This is a genomic window from Paenibacillus sp. FSL W8-0187 (assembly GCF_037969755.1).
Taxonomy (GTDB): Bacteria; Bacillota; Bacilli; order Paenibacillales; family Paenibacillaceae; genus Paenibacillus_AQ.
Map to the genome: position 1 here is coordinate 2,998,035 of NZ_CP150206.1, position 20,270 is coordinate 3,018,304.

General features: G+C 39.3%; 18 protein-coding genes and 2 pseudogenes. 15 read left to right on the forward strand and 5 right to left on the reverse strand.

Annotated features, from left to right (window positions below):
- Window positions 1–89 precede the first annotated feature (89 nt).
- Complete coding sequence (locus tag MKY48_RS13510; RefSeq protein WP_339293147.1) at window positions 90–1,001, reverse strand: aminoglycoside phosphotransferase family protein; 912 nt, start codon at window positions 999–1,001, stop codon at window positions 90–92.
- A 237-nt stretch (window positions 1,002–1,238) separates the two neighbouring features.
- On the opposite strand from MKY48_RS13510, the gene MKY48_RS13515 reads away from it, so the two are divergent.
- Window positions 1,239–1,553, forward strand: a complete 315-nt coding sequence (locus MKY48_RS13515) for a DUF1904 family protein (RefSeq protein WP_076321271.1) — start codon at window positions 1,239–1,241, stop codon at window positions 1,551–1,553.
- Window positions 1,554–1,664: 111 nt separating this feature from the next.
- Here the strand turns inward: MKY48_RS13515 and MKY48_RS13520 are convergent, their stop codons facing one another.
- A complete protein-coding gene (locus MKY48_RS13520; protein ID WP_339293148.1) occupies window positions 1,665–2,534 on the reverse strand; it encodes a LysR substrate-binding domain-containing protein in 870 nt (289 codons plus the stop codon).
- Between the two features lie 142 nt (window positions 2,535–2,676).
- On the opposite strand from MKY48_RS13520, the gene MKY48_RS13525 reads away from it, so the two are divergent.
- Both MKY48_RS13525 and MKY48_RS13530 read left to right on the forward strand, forming a co-directional pair.
- Window positions 2,677–3,360, forward strand: a complete 684-nt coding sequence (locus MKY48_RS13525; RefSeq protein ID WP_339293149.1) for a VOC family protein — start codon at window positions 2,677–2,679, stop codon at window positions 3,358–3,360.
- A gap of 50 nt (window positions 3,361–3,410) precedes the next feature.
- Window positions 3,411–4,358 carry a phosphotransferase gene (locus MKY48_RS13530; protein ID WP_339293150.1) on the forward strand — a complete coding sequence of 316 codons (948 nt, stop codon included), beginning with the start codon at window positions 3,411–3,413 and terminating at the stop codon, window positions 4,356–4,358.
- Between the two features lie 92 nt (window positions 4,359–4,450).
- On the opposite strand, the gene mraY is transcribed toward MKY48_RS13530, so the two are convergent.
- Window positions 4,451–5,401 carry a phospho-N-acetylmuramoyl-pentapeptide-transferase gene (gene mraY / locus MKY48_RS13535; RefSeq protein ID WP_339293151.1) on the reverse strand — a complete coding sequence of 317 codons (951 nt, stop codon included), beginning with the start codon at window positions 5,399–5,401 and terminating at the stop codon, window positions 4,451–4,453.
- Between the two features lie 78 nt (window positions 5,402–5,479).
- Window positions 5,480–5,746: a TetR-like C-terminal domain-containing protein gene (locus tag MKY48_RS13540; protein WP_339293152.1), complete on the reverse strand. Its 267-nt coding sequence runs from the start codon at window positions 5,744–5,746 to the stop codon at window positions 5,480–5,482.
- Window positions 5,747–6,340: 594 nt separating this feature from the next.
- Between MKY48_RS13540 and MKY48_RS13545 the strand changes: the two are divergent.
- Window positions 6,341–7,491: pseudogene (locus tag MKY48_RS13545) on the forward strand (IS3 family transposase).
- 1,239 nt (window positions 7,492–8,730) lie between these two features.
- On the opposite strand, the gene MKY48_RS13550 reads toward MKY48_RS13545, so the two are convergent.
- On the reverse strand, window positions 8,731–10,671 hold the full coding sequence (locus tag MKY48_RS13550) for a hypothetical protein (RefSeq protein ID WP_339293153.1): 1,941 nt from the start codon (window positions 10,669–10,671) through the stop codon (window positions 8,731–8,733).
- 424 nt (window positions 10,672–11,095) lie between these two features.
- Between MKY48_RS13550 and MKY48_RS13555 the strand changes: the two genes are divergently transcribed.
- The 11 genes and pseudogenes from MKY48_RS13555 (at window position 11,096) to MKY48_RS13605 (ending at window position 20,126) form a co-directional block, all read left to right on the forward strand.
- On the forward strand, window positions 11,096–11,674 hold the full coding sequence (locus MKY48_RS13555) for an HNH endonuclease (protein WP_339293508.1): 579 nt from the start codon (window positions 11,096–11,098) through the stop codon (window positions 11,672–11,674).
- Window positions 11,675–11,886: 212 nt separating this feature from the next.
- A pseudogene (locus MKY48_RS13560) lies at window positions 11,887–12,372 on the forward strand (DUF2199 domain-containing protein).
- A gap of 227 nt (window positions 12,373–12,599) precedes the next feature.
- Window positions 12,600–13,466 (forward strand): hypothetical protein, encoded by an 867-nt coding sequence (locus MKY48_RS13565; RefSeq protein WP_339293154.1) that lies wholly within the window; start codon window positions 12,600–12,602, stop codon window positions 13,464–13,466.
- A 175-nt stretch (window positions 13,467–13,641) separates the two neighbouring features.
- Window positions 13,642–14,187, forward strand: coding sequence for a GrpB family protein (locus tag MKY48_RS13570; RefSeq protein ID WP_339293155.1), 546 nt, complete (start codon window positions 13,642–13,644; stop codon window positions 14,185–14,187).
- Between the two features lie 242 nt (window positions 14,188–14,429).
- Window positions 14,430–15,143: a hypothetical protein gene (locus MKY48_RS13575; RefSeq protein ID WP_339293156.1), complete on the forward strand. Its 714-nt coding sequence runs from the start codon at window positions 14,430–14,432 to the stop codon at window positions 15,141–15,143.
- 202 nt (window positions 15,144–15,345) lie between these two features.
- Window positions 15,346–15,894, forward strand: a complete 549-nt coding sequence (locus MKY48_RS13580) for a DUF402 domain-containing protein (protein ID WP_339293157.1) — start codon at window positions 15,346–15,348, stop codon at window positions 15,892–15,894.
- 254 nt (window positions 15,895–16,148) lie between these two features.
- Entirely contained in the window at window positions 16,149–16,994 is an 846-nt protein-coding gene (locus MKY48_RS13585) for a hypothetical protein (protein WP_339293158.1), read from the forward strand.
- Window positions 16,995–17,175: 181 nt separating this feature from the next.
- Entirely contained in the window at window positions 17,176–17,835 is a 660-nt protein-coding gene (locus tag MKY48_RS13590; protein ID WP_098743236.1) for a 3'-5' exonuclease, read from the forward strand.
- A gap of 228 nt (window positions 17,836–18,063) precedes the next feature.
- On the forward strand, window positions 18,064–18,756 hold the full coding sequence (locus MKY48_RS13595) for a hypothetical protein (protein WP_339293159.1): 693 nt from the start codon (window positions 18,064–18,066) through the stop codon (window positions 18,754–18,756).
- 227 nt (window positions 18,757–18,983) lie between these two features.
- A complete protein-coding gene (locus tag MKY48_RS13600; RefSeq protein WP_339293160.1) occupies window positions 18,984–19,391 on the forward strand; it encodes an NUDIX domain-containing protein in 408 nt (135 codons plus the stop codon).
- Between the two features lie 270 nt (window positions 19,392–19,661).
- Window positions 19,662–20,126, forward strand: coding sequence for a DUF2199 domain-containing protein (locus MKY48_RS13605; RefSeq protein WP_339293161.1), 465 nt, complete (start codon window positions 19,662–19,664; stop codon window positions 20,124–20,126).
- Window positions 20,127–20,270 lie beyond the last annotated feature (144 nt).

The window sequence follows — 20,270 nt, forward strand, 5'->3', positions numbered from 1 at the left end:
AAATCACGAGACTAAGAAAAAGAAGCTTGAAGGTTTTTTCAAGCTTCTTTTTGGATGCGATATGATTCAGCCATATAACTATCGAACCATTACGTGGCGATAGCACGCTGAATAATCGATTTGGCTTCCAATGCAATGGCTTCATCCTTTTCGTCAATGGCCTGGATAAATATTAACATGGGGATATATACGGCGATCATTCGGGCCAGAATCTTGGTTTCTTCGTCCACTTCGCCATAGATATCATAGAAAGCTGCTCGGGAGGCCGATGGCAGGAAGCTGTAAACGATACTCAGGTCACAGGCAGGATGGCCAACGTTGACGTCACCCCAATCAATAATACCTGAAAGCTTGCCGTCTTCATCGACTAACATGTTTTTAAAATGGAGATCCCCGTGGATTAGAACATGTCGATGCCTCGCCTGATCCAAATGGATGCCCCGCAAATAGTCCTCGATCTCATTTAATTCTTCTTGCGTAATATAGTGGGTAAGATTGGAGAGGAGATTCAGCATTTTGTCTTTCCGGCCGGCCAGATCGGTCAGATTACGCTGGTCAGACAATACACCCGCTTGCTGTGCTATTTCTACGGGAAATGCATGCAGGTTCTTCAGGAAGCGGGCGAGCGTTGCCGCCGACTGCATCCGCGCTTCATCTGATATTCCAATCGGAAATTTCCCTGGAAGATAGGTATACCCCAGAAAAGGTGCAGGATAGTCTTCGCTTTCTTTTCCGAAGAAAAGGGGTTTCGCATAAGGTACTGTTATGTAGTTTGCAAGCTTGGGCAGGATTTTTGCTTCGGTATTTAGTAAATTTATGGCAATATCTCTTCGGGGGAAGCGAAACACATACTCATCGCCAACGCGATAAACGGTGTTGTCCCATCCGTTGCCAATCTCCTGGACCTTGAGGGTGGACAATTGGGGAAATTGACGGTTAAGTAATAATCGGACTAACGGCTCGGTTACTTCCCATTCGGCATCCCATAGATTTCGGCCCATGATGACCTTCACCTCCATAAGAATTTCTCGTATGATGAATCGGATGTTATCAAGTCTAACGGAAATGCTCCGTAAAGGGCAATTGAAAGGATAACTATAATTGAAATTCACCTGCGAATATGTGCATCTGAATCATAGTGATTCCTTTCACAATAACAATATTGTATAGTAGAAGAGAGATAAAAGTCACTTGGGGACATCTATAAGACAATAATTTGACGAAATGAAGGGATACGAGTGCCATATTTACGCTTTAAAGGATTTACCGAAGTTTTTCTTGAAGAAATCACACCACAGGTCGTTGCCGAATTCGCCGGTATTGTTCAAATACCGCAGGAAATTGTAAAGATTGAACTGCTTCCTTATCAGATCATAACCAATACGCCGTTATCCGTGGAAATCCTCATGTTCCAGAGAACTCAGGAGATTCATGATGCTGTCGCAGCCCGCATTCACGACATCTTGTCGGAACACGGGTACCGAAACGTACATATTTTCTTCGTGATTCTTAAGCGGAATCTTTATTATAAAGAAGGCAGGCCATTAGAATAAAAACAAGATGAAGCAAGCAAGAACAAGGATGCTGAAAATGCACCCTTGTTTTTTATATGAGGTAAAACAGGATCAATTCTTCTTGGATGCTGTCATAAGCCTGGAATCATTCTAGAAGGAATTCTCCATCCGTTTCATAAACGTACGAGCTGCTGCACTTAAATATTTGTCATTGCGATAGTACATCTCCAAATCCCTGGAAGGAGGGTGTTCGATGGCAACTGCCTTTAAACCGAGGGACTGAAAGCTGTCGATCAGTTGACTTGGTTGAATGGTCGCACCGATTCCTTCTCTCACAAGCTGAAATATGGAGGTAGCCGAGCCGGTCTCCATCAGGATTTTGAGTTCAATCGCGAGCTCTTTGCACCATGCGTTGATCAGTTCGCGTCCATAAAACCCATTCGGATACATCACAAATGGAATACGTTGAAGTTCTTGAGGCTCTATTAGCTCACGGCTGGCTAAACGATGCTGTTCATGAACATAGAGACTATAGGTTTCTGTGTAAAAAGGTAGGCGGTTTAACCGGCTGTCAGGCTTAATGGCAAGACCCACCCCGATATCGACCTCATTGTTTAGCACTTGGTTCACGATATCAATGGAAGGAATGATCTGCACTTGGGTATTCGGAAACTCCTTGTGAAACTCAACAAGCAATGAAGTCAGTCGATAATCCAAATCGGAGGGAAGCACGGCTACCCGTAAACGGCCTGTGTTTAAATGGGTCAAGTCCGCAATTGCTCTCTTTGCATTTTCCATTTGCTGAATCATCTGTCGGGCATAGTGTTCCAGGATCGCTCCAGCTTCCGTCTGAACGGTTTTTTTCCCCATGCGATCAAATAACGGAACCCCGACTTCATCCTCCAATACCCGTATTTGTTGACTTAAGGTGGGCTGGGAAATACCCAGTTTATGTGCCGCTTCGGAAAAATGAAGTTCCTTGCACAGCATCAAAAAATAGTGCAGCTGTCTGATCTCCATTCGATTCACTCCGTATCATATAGTTATAAACTATTGTTTGTATAGAAAATATAGTATTGATCTATTATTGTTCAAAAACTACAATGAGGTCAAGTTAACTGCAGACTACAAGCAAGACAGTAATGAAGAAGGGGTGGTCCATATGAATATATTGAAAGTTGAAGTACGGACGAAACAGCTGGCTATGATCAAGAAATTCTATGTAGATCTTTTGGAATTTGAAGTCAAGAAGGACGCGGATGAACGATTGGAGCTCCAAGCTGGTCGATCAACCATCGAATTTGTTCAGGATCATGACTCCCGCGCCTTTTATCATATTGCCTTCTCCATCGCCGTTAACCAATTATCCGAAGCCATGAAGTGGTTGGAGAATAACGGGATCGAGCTGATTACTCAAGATGGCAATCAACCATTTGAATTTAAGGATTGGCCGGCATCGGCTTGTTATTTTTATGATCCTGACGGCAATTTGATTGAATTCATTGCTCATCATGCGACGGTTCACGAGCAAGCAGATTCTTTCCATGCGAAGCATATTATAGCGATTAGCGAAATCGGTCTTCCGGTGGTTGATGTCCGTGAAGAAATCCGTCGACTGCATGAAGTCTTCGGTTTATCGCTATGGAGAGGTGATGGCAAACAATTTGCAGCGATGGGTGATGAGAACGGGTTGTTGATAGTCATTGATAAACATCGGCCTTGGTTCCCTGTACACATTAAGCCCGGCATGTTTCCGACAGTGGTGTCAATTCAGGGACTAGCCCCTGAAGAACAGCATCTTGTCGTGAATGATGGACTTTATATCATATCTTCACTATCGTTATGATAAAGTGAAAGGGAGCACCAAGATTTATAAGAAGGTTGATAGGAGGACCCATGGACCGTTTACAAAACATGTTGAAGGATTATTATGGCTTGGAGCATACCGAAATTTCACCACAACAGGGTGGATGGGCTGCTCTGGCATTCAGGGTACGGGATGTCAAACATACCTATTTCCTGAAAGTATATGAGAAAAGCCGTGCATCCACCCCGAAGTGGACTGCGCTGATTGATGATTACGTGCCGATATTGCTGTGGCTTGAAGAGCATAGCCGTTTGAAGGGCAAGATTCCAGCCCCCATTCTCACGACGGACGGCAGTTGTCAATGCGAGGATGACGAAGGGATCTATCTGCTGTATGAATATATCGTCGGAGACACGATTGCCGATCAAGAACTGACAGAGGATCAGGTACGGCAGCTAGCGGAGATGATCGCAGAGCTCCATCGCTATGGGGAAGAGGTTCCGCTTGTGACAAGTGCCATGACGGAAAACTACACGGTGCCGTTTCTTGGGCAGCTAAAGAGCACGCTGGACGGGGAGTTGCCGTATGACCTCGGGGAAGTGCTGCTGCTTTATATCGATAGATTGAAGGAAATCATGCTTAAAGTTGAAGAGTTGTCCGAAGCGCTGAAGAATCGTGATCTGCGAATGGCATTATGCCATACCGACGTACATGGATGGAATCTGATGTCTACGGGGCAGCAACTGAAGCTGATCGATTGGGAAGGACTGAAGTTGGCACCGGTTGAGGCGGATATGATGTCTTTTGTGGATGAGCCCTATTTTGAACTATTTATGAGGGTTTATAAAGAAACGCACAGTCATTATGAAATAAACGCTGAGGCGTTGCAGTTTTATCAAGGCAGACGCAAATTGGAGGATGTCTGGGAGTTCATGGAGCAACTACTCTATGATGTCCAGCATGACAAAGAGCGTACGTTAACGCTCCAGAGTCTGAGAAAAGAGCTGGAAGAGATCGCTTCTTCCCATCGGGACTGATCTCCTTATACATGAAAAAAGCCAGCCAGTAGAGTGAAGCACGCTTCAATCCTACCAGGAGGCTTTTTTCCTTGCTTGTCTATTTCGGTGTTTCACATCACATACTTTGCAAGTACCCAACAGAGAAGAGCCATAAACCAGGAGACAAAACCGAAGATCATAACGATTTTGTTCTCGCTCCAACCATACTTGAGGCTAAAGTGATAATGGATGGGTGCCATACGGAACAGACGCAACTTGGTCCGTTTGTAGTACCATACCTGCAGGATAACCGAGAGCTGCTCGGCCAAATAGATCATGAACAGCAACGGAATCAGAATTTCGACCTTCTCGATCACCGCTAAGAATGAAAGGGAACCGCCAATGGCAAGGGATCCCGTATCCCCCATAAATGCCCGGGCCGGATAAATGTTGTAGAGCAGCAAACCGAGCAGACAGCCGATCATGACCAGCGAGAACATCTGAACCTCCGGTTTGTCGGAGATTAAGAAGAAGAAAAAGTAGGTGGGTATGGCCACATTGATCAACAGTCCGTCCAAACCGTCGGTAAAGTTAATGGCATTCGCCGAACCCACAATGAATAACAGCATGATGATGACATAGACGCTTACCGGCAATTGGAGATGAAATCCGTTGAAGAGCCGGATATCACTTGTCAGTGAAAAGGAATGGAACAGCACATATAGTAATGCGCCGGTAAACAGGAACTGAAATACAAGCTTCATGCGACCGGAGATTCCGGACGGGTCCTGCCACGCAGCTTTTTTGAAGTCATCCATAAACCCGATCGAGCTGAACAAGAGGAAGGTCGAGCATAAAAAAACGGTAAGCGGCGCAGGATGAAATTGCAGTGACATGGCAACGCCAATCAGCAATATAAGACCTGCCATTAACGGCGTCCCGCGTTTGGCCTGATGATCGGGAGGCAGCTCGGTCCGGATTGGCTGCGTAAGCTTTAACGTACGCAATCCCCAGATAAGCAGTGGTGTGAATAGTGTCACCAGCAAGAACGATAGTCCGGATACACCCAGAATTCCATTCATCTCATACACATCTCTTTCTATCGATTTCGTGTTAGTACATTGTATTTCGATGAAATGGACAAATATTCCTTCAAATTTCTAGAATTGATAGGGTCCGTTAATGGACAAGCGTAATGCCATGGCCGTCATTTCCCGTGGAGTGTAGGGATATCCTTTTAACATCCACCACAAGATGGTCTCGTGAAACGCACCCGTCATAAAGTTGATCACCACGTCGGACGGGACGCTGATCTCGGCGCCTGTCTCGATAGATGCTTCAAGCCCGACATTTACAAAATGGTATAGCGTGGCTTTGAAATAACGCGTAAATGGCGTGTCCGGTTGGATTAAAATGAGCCAGCACATGGTTGAATAAAGCGACCATATTGGAAGTCTTCGTAGTAAACTCTTATACAACGTGCCAACATTTAATAATATCCCTCTTAAAAAATCATCAGCTTTCGGAGACCACTACATCATAACACACCAGCTAACCAGGTACCCATTGAAATGGAACAACTTATGCACTGGTATGAGACGAACAAAACGATTATCCATCCCATACAAATCGCCGCAACGATCCATCACTAACTTGTAGCCATTCATCCGTTTACAGATGGAAATAGAAGAGTTAGTAGACTGGCCATGAACTTTATTTTAATGAAGAATGGATATCCCCCGGCCTAATTCGTAACGAAAATCGAGAAGCCTGCTATGCTACGCTTGAGAAAGCGGACAATGGGGATATTAGCCTCATCATTGATTTAGTTGCAGCAGAGGTGAAAAACAATCTCGACCTGATGCTATCCGCACAGTGATCATTATCTAAGACATACTGCTCCAATTATAAAAGAGAAGAGAATCCGTAGTGTAATTTGGTATTATCCCCTCATGGTAGACAGTGAAAAAAGAGATCATGTTAAAATGAACTCAACACTGGAACCGGAGGGGATTTTTGTTATGTCAGCGAAGAAAGGTCAAACTTTTAATCGATATAGCGAAGAAACGAAGAAAGAGGCTGTTCGTCTTAGAGTGGAAGAAAATTGGACGTACAGCCGGATCATGGAGAAGTTGGGCATCAAGAGCGAAAGCCAAATCATAGCATGGGTACGTAAGCATCAAAACGGGGAAAGTTTCGAGGATTACCGAGGACGCTGGACCAAGAAGCATTTTAGTAGTGCAGAAGAAGAGAATGCCTATTTGAAAGCGCAGGTGGAGTACCTAAAAAAGCTCAATCCGAACTTGCACGGGGAGGGAAGCTGGATTTCGAAGCCCGGTGCAAGTCCATTCAAGAAATAAGCAAGCAGGCTCCCGTGACTTGGCTTTGCAGGATCGCTGAGATTTCACGTGCAGGGTATTACAAATGGAGAAGGACACTCGCCAGCAGAATGAAACGAGCAGACCGGGATGCGGTTCTGAAATCACACATTCTAGGCATACATCGAATCCGCCCTTATTTTGGTTACAAGCGTATGCGAACCGCTTTAGGGAAAGAAGGCTTGGTGGTGAATCACAAGAAGGTACGTCGCTTAATGAGAGAGCTGTGCATTCGTTCCGTGATTCGCAAGAAGCGTCCATTTGCTGGCCGGAAACCGTCAGTACTGTTCCGTAATGTCTTAAATCGGGAATTCCTGGCTACGGCTGCCCGGCAGAAGCTCGTGACAGATATTACGTATGTCCGAATTGGACATGAGTTTGCTTATCTTTCGGTTGTGATGGATCTGTATAACAATGAAATTGTGTCCTGGGAACTCTCCGAGCGAAATGACTTGAAACTCGTTACGGACACAGTAAAGAAACTAAAATGTGGGCCATCCTTGCTCCATTCAGACCAAGGGTTTCAGTATACGACACAAAGCTATGCCAAGTTGCTTGAAGAGAAGATGCTGACGGGGAGCCATTCGAGGCGTGGGAACTGCTTTGACAATGCCTGTATCGAGTCGTTCTTTTCCCATTTAAAGACCGAGAAGTTATATTTGGAGAAGCCACAGAATCTGGAGCAAGCCAGAATTCAAATTACAGAATATATTTTGTTTTATAACGAGGAGCGTTTCCAAAACAAACTCGGCGACCTCTCACCGATTGAATTTCGGGAAAAGGTCGCCGCTTAATAAATTCTCTTTTTTTATTGTCTACTTGACGGGGCTATGACCAATAGATGGATAGGTGTTGTTCTATTATCAAGCGGATTTCTAGGGATGATTTTTAAAATAAACATAGGAAAGATAATGAATAATGAGAAACAAGTTGGACTAAATAATCCGATCTCAGAAGAAGATTTATAATGAACCATTTAGCTATTAACTACTTTCAAAAAACTTAATAAAGAATTGAACTAAGAATTTGAGAAATGAATTAAGTACACAAAGGAATAGAATTTGTGAAAGTATTTCGTTGAAGTGGGGGCATCAGATAACATCATATCTAAGCAGCGTCGCTACGCTCCTTGGTCCGCCCGATGGTTTTCGAAGAAGCGAATTAGGCAGACAACCCTGCAAGGCTAAGTGGCGTAGCCACCCAGTCGCTACACTCCTTTAAGCCTTTCGGGTTCGTAGATACAGAAACGTTATAGGAAATGGCTGTGAATAATACATAGAGGATGAAAACGAAGAATGAATAAAAAAATCGCCAGTATATTAGGGAGTATTTTAACAAATGTAGCAAAGATAGCAATACATTTGCCGGGATTTCAAGTAACAATAAGAAATAAGTATATGAAAAAATAATAAAAGAATTATACGGATCAAGAGTTGAAATAGAAAGAAAGATTGAAAAGGCATATGAATCATTACATGAAACCTCAAAATTACTTTTCGAACTAGAGGACATATTAAAGAACGAACGGAAAAATTGAATTATCTCAAAAATGAATACGAGAGATACAACCAATTAGCTGGTATAGAACATAGCAAGGCTGAACCTCTTATCAATCATGTGGATACTCTTTTAGGAAAGGGAAAGAAAACAGAAAGGTGGTTTAATTTCTTTTTGGGGTTAGCTGCAGGTATTATTACTACACTATTAGGAATCATTTTCGGACCATATATTACGAATCTGTTTGCCAAGTAATTCGCTGAAGCCAGCCACATCCTATAACATTATATTCACGCGTCGGGCGTACGCCCTCGGTCCGGGAGAGGGGTTCCACAGAAGTAGAAGCAGCCGGACACATCCGACTTCGTCGAACGTCGTGAATACGGGAACGTTATACGAAAGACCCATATATAATACCATAGTAGAAGTTAAGCAACGAAGGTAATATTTTTTTAAAAAAACCTTCAATCCTTTTGTTTATTGGATTAAAGGTTTTTTATTCTAGAAAAAAAGAATTATATGGAAAAAAACGATATTTATTCTACAGCGTCCTCAATCTGATAATAATAGTTTTTTCCATCTAATTGCATAATTTTAATGAGTCCTTTTTTTGCTAAAACCTTAGATCCCCAGGCTGAAACCTTTTGCCTGCTGCAGCCAACGGCATCAGCAATTTCTTTTGCACTCATAGCTTCATCAGAAGAGAGTGTACTAATAAGTCCCAATATTTTTATTTCTACCTCAGCGTAATTTCCGTCTGTTCTTGGTGCCTCCTTATGGATGATTTCTTCTAGCTTGGTGTCATCCTCAGGACAACGTTTTACCTTGTAATTGGAAACTTGAGATTCATCGTATATTTTTTTACAATCAGGACATTTATAACTTTTCACCTTTTCATTAATAAAGTAAGGGTCATACTCCGAAAGAACGGAATCATAAATAAATCGAATAGCAGTAAATTCATCCTTTTCTTCAGCGTATTTTATATTATTTTCAAGACAAATGTCATAGTCAATCGAATATAAATTATAATTTCCACCGTATTTAGATGAACGATCCTCTTCTAAAAAGTGAAGCAAAAAATTCTCGCAGAAAACGTTGAAATAATCCTTTCTCAATGGATCTATCAGAATATGACTTGCGGGTCTATCCATTGTTTTACTCTTCTCGTTTAAAGCCTTTTCAAGAATACTATTCCACATATCCATGTAGAAGCCGGGAATTAATCTACGTTTAACACTTCCTTGAAACTGTCTAAAGTAAATTTTCCTAGTTGCAGTCATACCATAATTAACTTCACTTAGACCTATTTTTTTGTCAGGCTTAGTCTCACTTTGCTTCCATGCGTGTTGTAAAACTAAACCAATTGTTCTAGGTACCCCTAGAGCTTGTCTCGCTAGCCGATGTATTAATTCGTCTTTTTTTATTTTGAAAATTTGATCATATTTGACGTTTGGTGCGAATATTTGTAGTCTTCGAGTGATTAGCAAATCAATAAAATCTTGCATTCTTTTTAAAGATGGAACAATTCCGCCAAAGCGTTCGACATATTCGTTTAGATCAAGTGGAATTGGAAATATATCTCTTCCGATTCGTATTTTATCCCCGAAATTATACCTATCAGTAATCACGCCAATCTTAAAAAACATACTTATTTTTGAACCTAATAAGTTTCGAAGCAGATTCGAGAAGCTTGCCTGTTCATCGGAGTTCAAATCCGAATATTCGTCAAGAAAAATAAATATGCTATCAATCTTAGCCTTTTTTCTTATATCATTAATTTTATTTAAGAAGTCTTGTACATTTAATCCTCTTAATTCATTGTATTTTGTTTCTGACTCCTCTTCATTTGTTGATTTTATACCTGCATCAATACTTGCACCTGTCATTGATATTTTTGCTTTTAACTCAGCAGATTCACTTACCTTGTCTTTGTCTGTTTTACTTACTTTTCTGTCAACAAGTAGAGTTATGCCCTCAATTAAAACTCTTTCTATATATTCAAGATCATCAAGTGCAGGATTCTCTTTTTTAAATAATAGTAAAAAACTTTCATCAAACATAACTTCAAGTTGACGCTTTAGTGAGTCAATTATTTGACGAACGAAATGAATCTCAACAATATTGTTAGGTGTTTCAGAGTTGAAAAGTTCATTGCAGTTGCTTAGGTCAATATATATTGGTAATATTTTCTCGTCGTCAAAATACTCACTTTTCTTTTGTCGTAACTTTGGTGAAATGGTCTTTAAACATTCATAATATCCTCTAAGTAATAGTGCTGTTTTTCCTGATCCTCGTCGCCCAGAAATATAATTGTCCTGTTTTTGCAAAATACTACTTGTATTATTGTAAAAATCAATATAATAATTTTCTAAAGTCTCCAGCTCATCCAGTTGTTCAACTGAGATATAATCTGCACGTAGTATTGATTCAAATGCGTTTTTAATGCTTTGTTGTTCTCTTTGAAGTAATGACATAATTTATCCTCCCTAATACTTACTATCCTTTCAAAGAGGATTCGACAAGATAGTTTCACTTCCTGCATGAAATATGATATAGAGTTAGTATTTCTAGTTTTTTGACAATTAAATACTATTTAAAGCTGTTATCAACCGGACATATGTCTGGATTATAAATCTACTGAGGTGTAAACTCATTTATTGATAGTCGTGGGATAACCCTACATGTAAGTATTACACAGAAGGGGTCCTTCGTATAACAACATATCTACGCTGCGTCGCATTCGCTCCTTGGTCTGCCCGAGGGTTTTCAAGGAAGTGAGATCAGGCAGACAACCCAGCGAGGCTAAGTCCGATCGGACTTAGCCTCTCGGGTTCGTAGATACCTAAACGTTATACGGAATTATTGTAATTAATAAAATGAAAGGAATGATAGTTGAAGATGGGAATGCCTTCAAAATCAAAGATATTTGAATATTGGATGAATTGGTTAGATAAAAAGGGAATTGATTGGGGAGAGCCGTGTTGTTGGGCATGTGGTAAGTATTGGGAGGATAAATATGATATAAAGAAACCTCATGCAACTAGGGAAGAAATAATAAAGAATTGGGATAATGTCCCGTTACAGAGGTGCCATATTATTGCTAAGCAATTTGACGGTACTGATGAACCCTCAAATTTGTTTTTGATGTGCAGGGATTGTCATGATAAAGCTCCGAATACTAGATCAGTAGAAGCATTCTTAATATGGACAGAAAAGCAAAATTGGTATGAAAATTTTAGAGAAGAGGTAATGAAGGAAATAAATAATTTTGGACTTGAAGACAGAGTTGAAGAGTTGAATGAAATAATTGCAAATAAAGAAATAAAGGATAAAATCAGTGAAAATTTAGGGATACACATGAATCAAAATGGAAAAGGCGCTGAAATAACCATCTCAACATATATTTCAGCGCTATATGGATATCTAAAAGAACAAGACAAATTGAAAGCCTCTCAAGAAGACAATAACCACGCATAACAAAATGTTCACGCATCGGGCCATTCGCCCCTTGGTCCGGCATAAGTTAGAAGTAGATTCGGAGAGGTATTTCAGCAGCAGGGAAGCATATTCAGCCGGACACATCCAACTCCCTAACCGCGTCGCGGTTGCCCTTCGGGCTTAAGGGATTTGGACGTCGTGAACACAAGAACGTTATAAGAAATCGGTGAAAAAGATAAGGAGCAGAAAACATGAAATGCCCTCACTGTAACAACGAATTAAATGAACTTCCTTTATGTTACGGAATTGAAGCACCATATTATTTTTACACTGTACCAGAGGAGAAAAGAACAGAATTAATTAGAGATTTTTGTGTAATTGATTAACAACATTTTTTTATTAGAGGACATATTGAAATACCAATAATTGATAATAAAGGGAGATTTATATGGAGTGTTTGGGTTACTCTTAGTGAAGAAAACTTTTTGAAATCTAATGAATTATTGCACGTTGAAGGAAGAGAGAATGAAAAACCTTATTTTGGATGGCTATCGACTGAACTTTCAATATATCCATTAACTACATTATCGTTAAAGACAATGGTACATACGCAAGAAGTTGGTGCTGTTCCGTTAATAGAATTAGAACAAACGAATCATCCACTTGCGGTTGAACAAAGAGAAGGAATTACAATGGAGAGAGTTAAAGAAATTGCTCATTTAATAAATCATAGTTAGTAATAAGAAGAATTTGAAAGTATAGTCGAAGAAGCCACCAACATCTTATAACAAAGTATTCACGCTGTGGTCGCTCCGCTCCCTTGGTCTGCCCGAGGCATTTCGAGGAGAAGGTCAGGCAGACAATCTCTGCGAACCTAACCGCGTCGCGGCCGGGACTCTGTCCCTTAAGGTTCTCGGCTTCGTGAATACAAGAACGTTATGTGAAATCTACTAAAGGAGCCAACATGAAAAAGTCATATAATTTATATTTAGTATTATCATTATCATTTATTTTGATTATTTTTATTTCTATTTTTGTAGGTATAAAACCAGAAATTATTTTTGGATACTCAGTAGCAACTCTAATTTTTGCAGTCATTGATTTTATAATCGTATTGCAAGAAGGTAAAGATAAATTGAATTCGCTCAAAAAAGACGACATTAATAATACCTTGGGTGGGTATATAGGGATAATTGATTCACTTGTGGAAGATGCAATGGAGAATATACAAGATGGAAAAAGAGAACTGGTCAACACTAGGAAAAAGTTCTATGGAAAATTATTAGCCCAGCAACCGATTTTTAATTTAAAAAAGAAAAATGTGAAAAAAGCCATGAAACCAGCCGAGAATATAAACGAAATAAGTAAGGATTTTCAGGTTTCCAACAACTTCTTTGATAATCTCACAAGAGATTTAAAAGCACTTAACCCGTTGAATAGTGGAAGAAGATCGAGCAGGTTAGTATGGTCTTTTTCAATGATTGGTTTAATACTTGTCTTGGTTTCTCCTTTCATACCTGAGCAAGCGTACATTTTTGCTTTTGGCGAAAAATTTAATTCCATAGGAACTTATCTCGTTTTATTAAGTTTATCTTTAATTTTTTTAACGAGCTTTTTTAGGCATAAATATGAAGAACAAGTTTTAGAACTTCAAAAGGTTCAGTATAATGCTATGCTGAGCCAATTTGAAAAAGTAAAATTTCAAATGGAATTTGGTATGAAAGATTTAAATGTAGCCTTGCATGAATCATCTGAAGAATTTGGAGAAGTTTTAGAATTAATAGCTTCAAGTTTTGAAAAAGTTATAGAGGCAAAAGAAGAAAAAAAATAGACTTCACATAACATAATATTCAAGCAGCGGCTCCTCCCGGAGCCTTGGTCTGCTGGATGAAGTTCCGAGGAAGAAGAGTCAGCAGACACATCCGACTCCGTCGGACGTCATGAATACAGAAGCGTTATAAGAAATCGGCGAAGAGCGTAAAAAATCATTAGAGTTGGTGATCTCGATGAAGGATCCAGTGATTATTGAGTCGTACAGCGATAGTTGGCCAAGTCTCTTTAATGAATTAAGAGCCCAGATCGTAACGAAAATTGGCACCGAAGTACTTAGAATCGATCATATTGGATCGACTTCAGTAGTTGGTTTAGCAGCTAAGCCTATTATTGATATTCAGATATCCGTAAGGGATTTAGGTAATATAGAGACGATCATATCCAGACTTGCATCTTTAGGATATCGATATCATTCGAATAATGATGATTTGACTAAGAGGTATTTCAGAGAAGCACCCGGGACGAGAAGAACCCATATTCATGTAAGGCAAGCAGGTAGCTGGTCTGAACAATTGAATTTATTATTTCGAGATTACTTAAGAACTCATGAAGATGATAGAGATCAATATGCCAGGACGAAATATGAAATAGCAAACCGGTATAAAGATCAAAGAGAACAATATGTAGAAGCCAAGACTGAAATCGTATGGGATATTATAAAGAAGGCTAATACATGGAGTCAAAAGATCGGATGGAACCCCAGTAAAGCGGATTTGTAAGTAATTCGAAGAAGCGCCGACATCGTATAACATTATATTCACGCTGCGAATCGGCTGAAGCCGATCCTTGGTCCGCCAGGGGGGATTGGCAGGGAAGCAAATCAGGCGGACAACCCTGCGAACCTAACCGTGTCGCGGCCGCCCCCCGTTGGGGGCTTAAGGTTCTCGGGTTCGTGAATACGGGAACGTTATACGTAATTATTGCTGTTTGGAAATTCAAAAGAAGTTGGAGGTAGCATACGATGACTGAAAGAAAAAGAGGTTCTGTAACTTTCTTAGATGTTCTTGGTTGGAAGGGAATAGCCAATAGAAATAAAAACGCGATCAGTACTCTTCTTGGGATGATAAAAGATTCCCAAAATCATATAACAGAAATTTTAGAGAAAGAAATATTAGGTAACGGAGAAGGTAATGTTTTCAAAAAACTCGAAGTTAAATTATTAAGTATTTCTGACACTATTGTTCTTATAACTTATGGCGATCCTGATCCCACATTACTCTTTCATGGAGGAATTACGGCATACATTGTAAGCAAGTCAATTCAATTGGGTATTCCTGTTAGAGGAGCAACGGGCTACGGTGATTTTAGCATAGAAGAGAATATATTAGAGGGGCCAGTTGTTGATGAGGTTGCATCATGGTATGAAGTTACAGATTGGATAGGAGTAATTCAGCTTCCATCGGCATCACTAGAAGTTGAAGACTATACAAATTACTTGATCGAGATTGATGAGAAGAAATCTAAAAGAGATCATGTATTTATATCGTACCCTGTACCGCTTAAGAGGGCACCTAAGATGAAACTGCTGTCTAGTAATTGGCCGTATTATATAGAAAATATTAACGAGTTAGCAAGAGATTTAAAGAAATTGAGTCCTATATATCCAGAAGTGGCAGCTAAAATTATTAACACATTGGAATATTATAAATACGTAAAAAGCCTTAAAGGAGATTAATTTAAGGTGTTTCAAAGAAGGCAATAACTACGCATAACATAATATTCACGCATCAGGGCATTCGCCCCTCGGTCCAAGAAGCTGCTTCAAAGAGGTGGTTGCTGTGGACACATCCGACTACGTCGGACGTCGTGAATACAGTAACGTTATCGGAAATTAATGCAAAGTGAATTGGTTGTGAATGTTAAATCGGAGGTGTGAAATGAAAAGGAAAAGGGCAGACAGGTTAGACTGGCATCGAGTGCTAAAGAGAAATTTTGTAAGCAGGGTTATCGATGAAGATGGGTTTAAGGGCCATGTAACCCTGATAAGTATTCATACAGTAAAGGAACCGCTAAAAAGAAATATTAATAATCAAGAAATTTGTTTAGTTGATGATGGTTATTATTGGATGCAACACTTTCCTTCGGAATCAAATTACTGTGTGACAACGATGATTAATGAGAAGAAAGAAATAATTCAATGGTATTTCGATATAGCAAAGTGTGTTGGAATTAGTGAAGGAATTCCTTATTGGGATGATCTTTACTTAGATATAGTCGTTTTTCCTAGTGGTGATTTTTATATTAAAGATGAAGATGAACTAGAAGAGGCTTTAAATAAAAGGCACATAAACGAAGAGGAATATAAACTGGCAAAGAATATCATGAATGACCTAGTCAAAGATATTGAAATAAGGGAAAACACTATTATTAAGAACAGTATGAACCATTTTGAATACATTTTGATGGAATCTCATAGAAGGCATTAGCATCCGATAACACTATATTCACGCTTTGGGCCATTCGGCCCTCGGTCCGGCAGAAGTTAGATGAAGATTCGGAGATGAAATTAGCAGTAGCAGGGAAGCGTAATCAGCCGGACACATCCGCATCACCAAACCGCGTCGCGGCCGCCCTTCGGGCTTAAGGTGGTGGGACGTCGTGAATACAAGAACGTTAACTGAAAGTCAGCAAGAACAAAACCAAAACAAGAGGTAGTTTGTGATTGGGGGGCGTGTTTAAAGTGAAGAGTAATAGACTCATACTATTTGAAGGTATCCCCGGATCAGGGAAAACGACAACTGCACAGATATTACAACAATACATGATGTCTATTGGTATTGAAGCTAGTGTTTTTATTGAAGGGTCAGAGCATCCCATTGATCTTCCGTTTCACGCATATTTTCACAACAACGAATTTGAAGATTTGCTACATAACTATCCAGAACAAGAGGAGTGGCTTAATAGGCACTCCATTATTGAGGAGGGGTATATCTTAATTCCATATAAAACTCCAGAACCAGAACCATTCCATGCTGAACTTATAGATTTCCTGGGTGCCAAAGAATTCTGTTATTCTGATAAACCTGTTGTATCATTCACTAATTTTAAAACTGTATTTGAACGTCGATTCAAGCGATACGCTGATATTGCAATGAATAACCAAGAAGTTATTATCCTAGAAAGTGCCCTGTTCCAACATCAAATTCATGATATCAATCGATTATATCCTGAAATAGCAGCCTCTGATATCAATGAGTACATCACAGGACTTGCAGAGATCCTTCGTCCTCTAAATCCAGTTTTATTTTATTTGTCACAGAACAGTGTCAGCGAGTCATTAGAACACACAGCTCAAATACGATCAAAGCCTCATTGGTGGACTGCAGAAACAATTAAATATTATACAAACCGAAAATCGCTAGAATTAGACATTTTGAAGGATCTTCCCATCAAATCGATTATTATAGATAACACAAAACATGATTGGGACAACGTGTTTAATATAATCAGTTCTTCATTAAATCTAAACTTTCAAAAAACAATAAGTCTATTGCCAGGGTATGTGAGTTGTTCGAAGAAGTGCTGACCATCAGTTAACACTGTATTCACGCTTCAGGACATTCGTCCCTCGGTCCGGCAGAAGAGATTCGAAGAAGCTAAGCAGCCGGACACATTCAATCCCCTAAGATAAGAGCTATCTAAGGGGATTGAACGTCATTAATACAAAAACGTTAGCTGAAATTACTGGCTTAAAGGATGTTATTTCAATGAAGATAGTAAATATCTCAGAAAATGAGTATAGTTTAACTGATATTAATATCAAGGACATACATAGACAGAAGTATTGCGTGTTCGATTTAGAAGCAACTGGACCCAATGAAAATGAGGATAATATAACTCAAATTGGAGCTATTTTAATAGATAGTTCAGGAAGAATTGAAAAGACGTTTGATACGTTAATAAGACCTTTAAAACCTATACCTGAAATAATTGAACGCTTAACAGGGATTAGCAATAGGGATATAGAAAAAGCCCCGATGTTATCAGGAATTTATGAGGATTTTAGTCACTTTTGTCAAGATGCAATACTGGTTACTCAAGCGGGTTACGAATATGATTGGCCCCTCTTAGTAAATGAATGCAGAAGAAATGCTCTCCCTATGTTGACCAATCAATTGCTCGATACTAAAGCATTATTTACGTATTTACATCCTGAGATAAATGACATTGTTTCAACTAACTTTCTGATTAAACATTATACTATTGAGGATTCGGACATTAGGCGTCATAGTGCAATAGGGGATTGCGAATTGATTCGAAGAATATTTCTAGAACTATTAAAAGAGTATAGAATAAATGAAATTGATGAAATAAATATTGAGAAACCTATAATAATAAAGAAAGTTAAACTGCAAAAGCTATTATAGTATTTCAAAGAAGTCAGTAACTTCAGCTAACATAATATTCACGCTGCGGGCCGACTGACGTCGTCCCTTGGTCCGCCCGAGGCATTTCGAGGAGGATGGATCAGGCAGACAACCCTGCGAGGCTAACTGCGCAAGCGCAGCCGGCGACGTTGTCGCCTTAAGCCTCTCGGGTTCGTGAATACGGGAACGTTATACGAAAGACTGTAGAACAGTGGGAGGGAAGTGAAAATGAATATTGATGAACTGCAAAGTGTACCAATAAATGATGCTGTTTCTAATGAACTGATAAATACTGCCTTAGATTTAACTGTTGATTATAGCGAAATAGCATTGGATTCACTTTTGAGTGATGATCTTATTAGCGAAATACCAATAGTTAAGAGTATTGTTGCGTTGGGTAGATTCGGTATTTCTATTAAGCAACTTCATTTCACTAAAAAAGTTCTTTGTTTCTTAAAGGAATTTCATTCAAGAAGTTCGACCAATAATATTGTTAAATTTAAAAATAAACTCAATACAGATCAGAAGTTTAAAGATAAAGTAACAGAGCGAATTATATTAATAATTGATAGACTAAGAACGGAACAACGCGCTATTTTGCTTGCTAAACTACTTATGGGTTACATAAATGAAGAATATAATTGGGAAACATTTTGTTATTTCTCGGAATGCTTAGACTCAATGCAACTTATTGACATAGCTGTTCTTGATAACTTGCTTGCTAAAGGGTCAGTTGAAATTGAAAATATTGCAGTCCCTACGTTTGATAAATATATGTTATTAGCTTCTATTGAAAGATTAAAGTCATATGGATTTGTTGGTTTGAAAGATTTGTCTTTTATTGGTTCAAAGGGGGAATTTAAAAAGGTTGCTTACATCAGTAGCTTAGGAAAAATCATTTACAATGCAATAAAAGTTTAGAAAATTCTAGGGAGCACAGTCCTTCGTATAACAATGTATTCAAGCAGTGCGGCTTACGCCCCTTGGTCGTCCGATGTATAATCATGAGAGTACTCAGACGACACATGAGTCGGCCTAAGATAAGAGCTATCTAAGGTCGGCTCGCGTCGTGAATACAGGAACGTTATATGTAACCTACGCAAACCAATTAAATCCAAAATAAAAAATCTAGTTTTAAGGAGAGTCGCATGAGCCAATCAAAACATTTTGTCTCAGCAGCAGCAATTGTCTTAAATGTTAAAAACGAGATATTACTTATTAAAGGTCCGGATAGAGGTTGGGAAATGCCCGGTGGTGTAGTTGAAGAAGGCGAATCATTATCTCAAGCCGCAATTAGAGAGACAAAAGAAGAGTCTGGTGTAGACATTGAAATTATTAGATTCTGCGGGATTTATCAGAATGTAAAACAATCGATCTGTAATACATTATTCCTGGCAAAACAGATTGGTGGAGAACCTATAGCTACTAACGAGAGCTTAGAAAGTGGATTTTTTCCAATTGAAGATGCATTAAAGATGGTTACATTTATGAATTTTAGAGAAAGAATTGAAACCTGCTTAAAAATCAATGATTCTCCTGAATATATTGAATTCTAAGATAAAGAGATTGAAGGTATTGCGCGGGTGGCGTAAGCACCATATAACACAGCATTAACGCATTGGGGCATTCACCCCTCAGTTACTGGCGATGCTTTTGACAGAGTAGTGAATTCACGTGACAACCCTGCAAGGCTAAGTCTATCGACGTGTTGCGCTATGCTCCACTTAAGCCTTTCGGGTTCGTTAATGCAAGAACGTTATACGAAAGACTTTTATAGGTTAAGGGTGATTTCAATGTAGTTTAATGATTTACTAGAGGGCTTAGAAATGATAATAGAATACAAAGTTAGAGAAGCAATCGGAAAAACGATGAGTGATTTGAATAAGAGGAATATGTTAACTGCAGCGTTTGCCAGTGATGATATAGTAACTTCTGGATTTAAAGAACTAAACAATCAGGTTATTGAAATACCAATAATTGATAATAAAGAGAGATTTATATGGAGTGTTTGGGTTACTCTTAGTGAGGAAAACTTTTTGAAATCTAATGAATTATTGCACGTTGAAGGAAGAGAGAATGAAAAACCTTATTTTGGATGGCTATCGACTGAACTTTCAATATATCCATTAACTACATTATCGTTAAAGACAATGGTACATACGCAAGAAGTTGGTGCTGTTCCGTTAATAGAATTAGAACAAACGAATCATCCACTTGTGGTTGAACAAAGAGAAGGAATTACAATGGAGAGAGTTAAAGAAATTGCTCATTTAATAAATCATAGTCAGTAATAAGAAGAATTTGAAAGTATAGTCGAAGAAGCCACCAACATCTTATAACCAAGTATTCACGCTGTGGTCGCTCCGCTCCCTTGGTCTGCCCGAGGCATTTCGAGGAGAGGGTCAGGTAGACAATCTCTACGAACCTAACCGCGT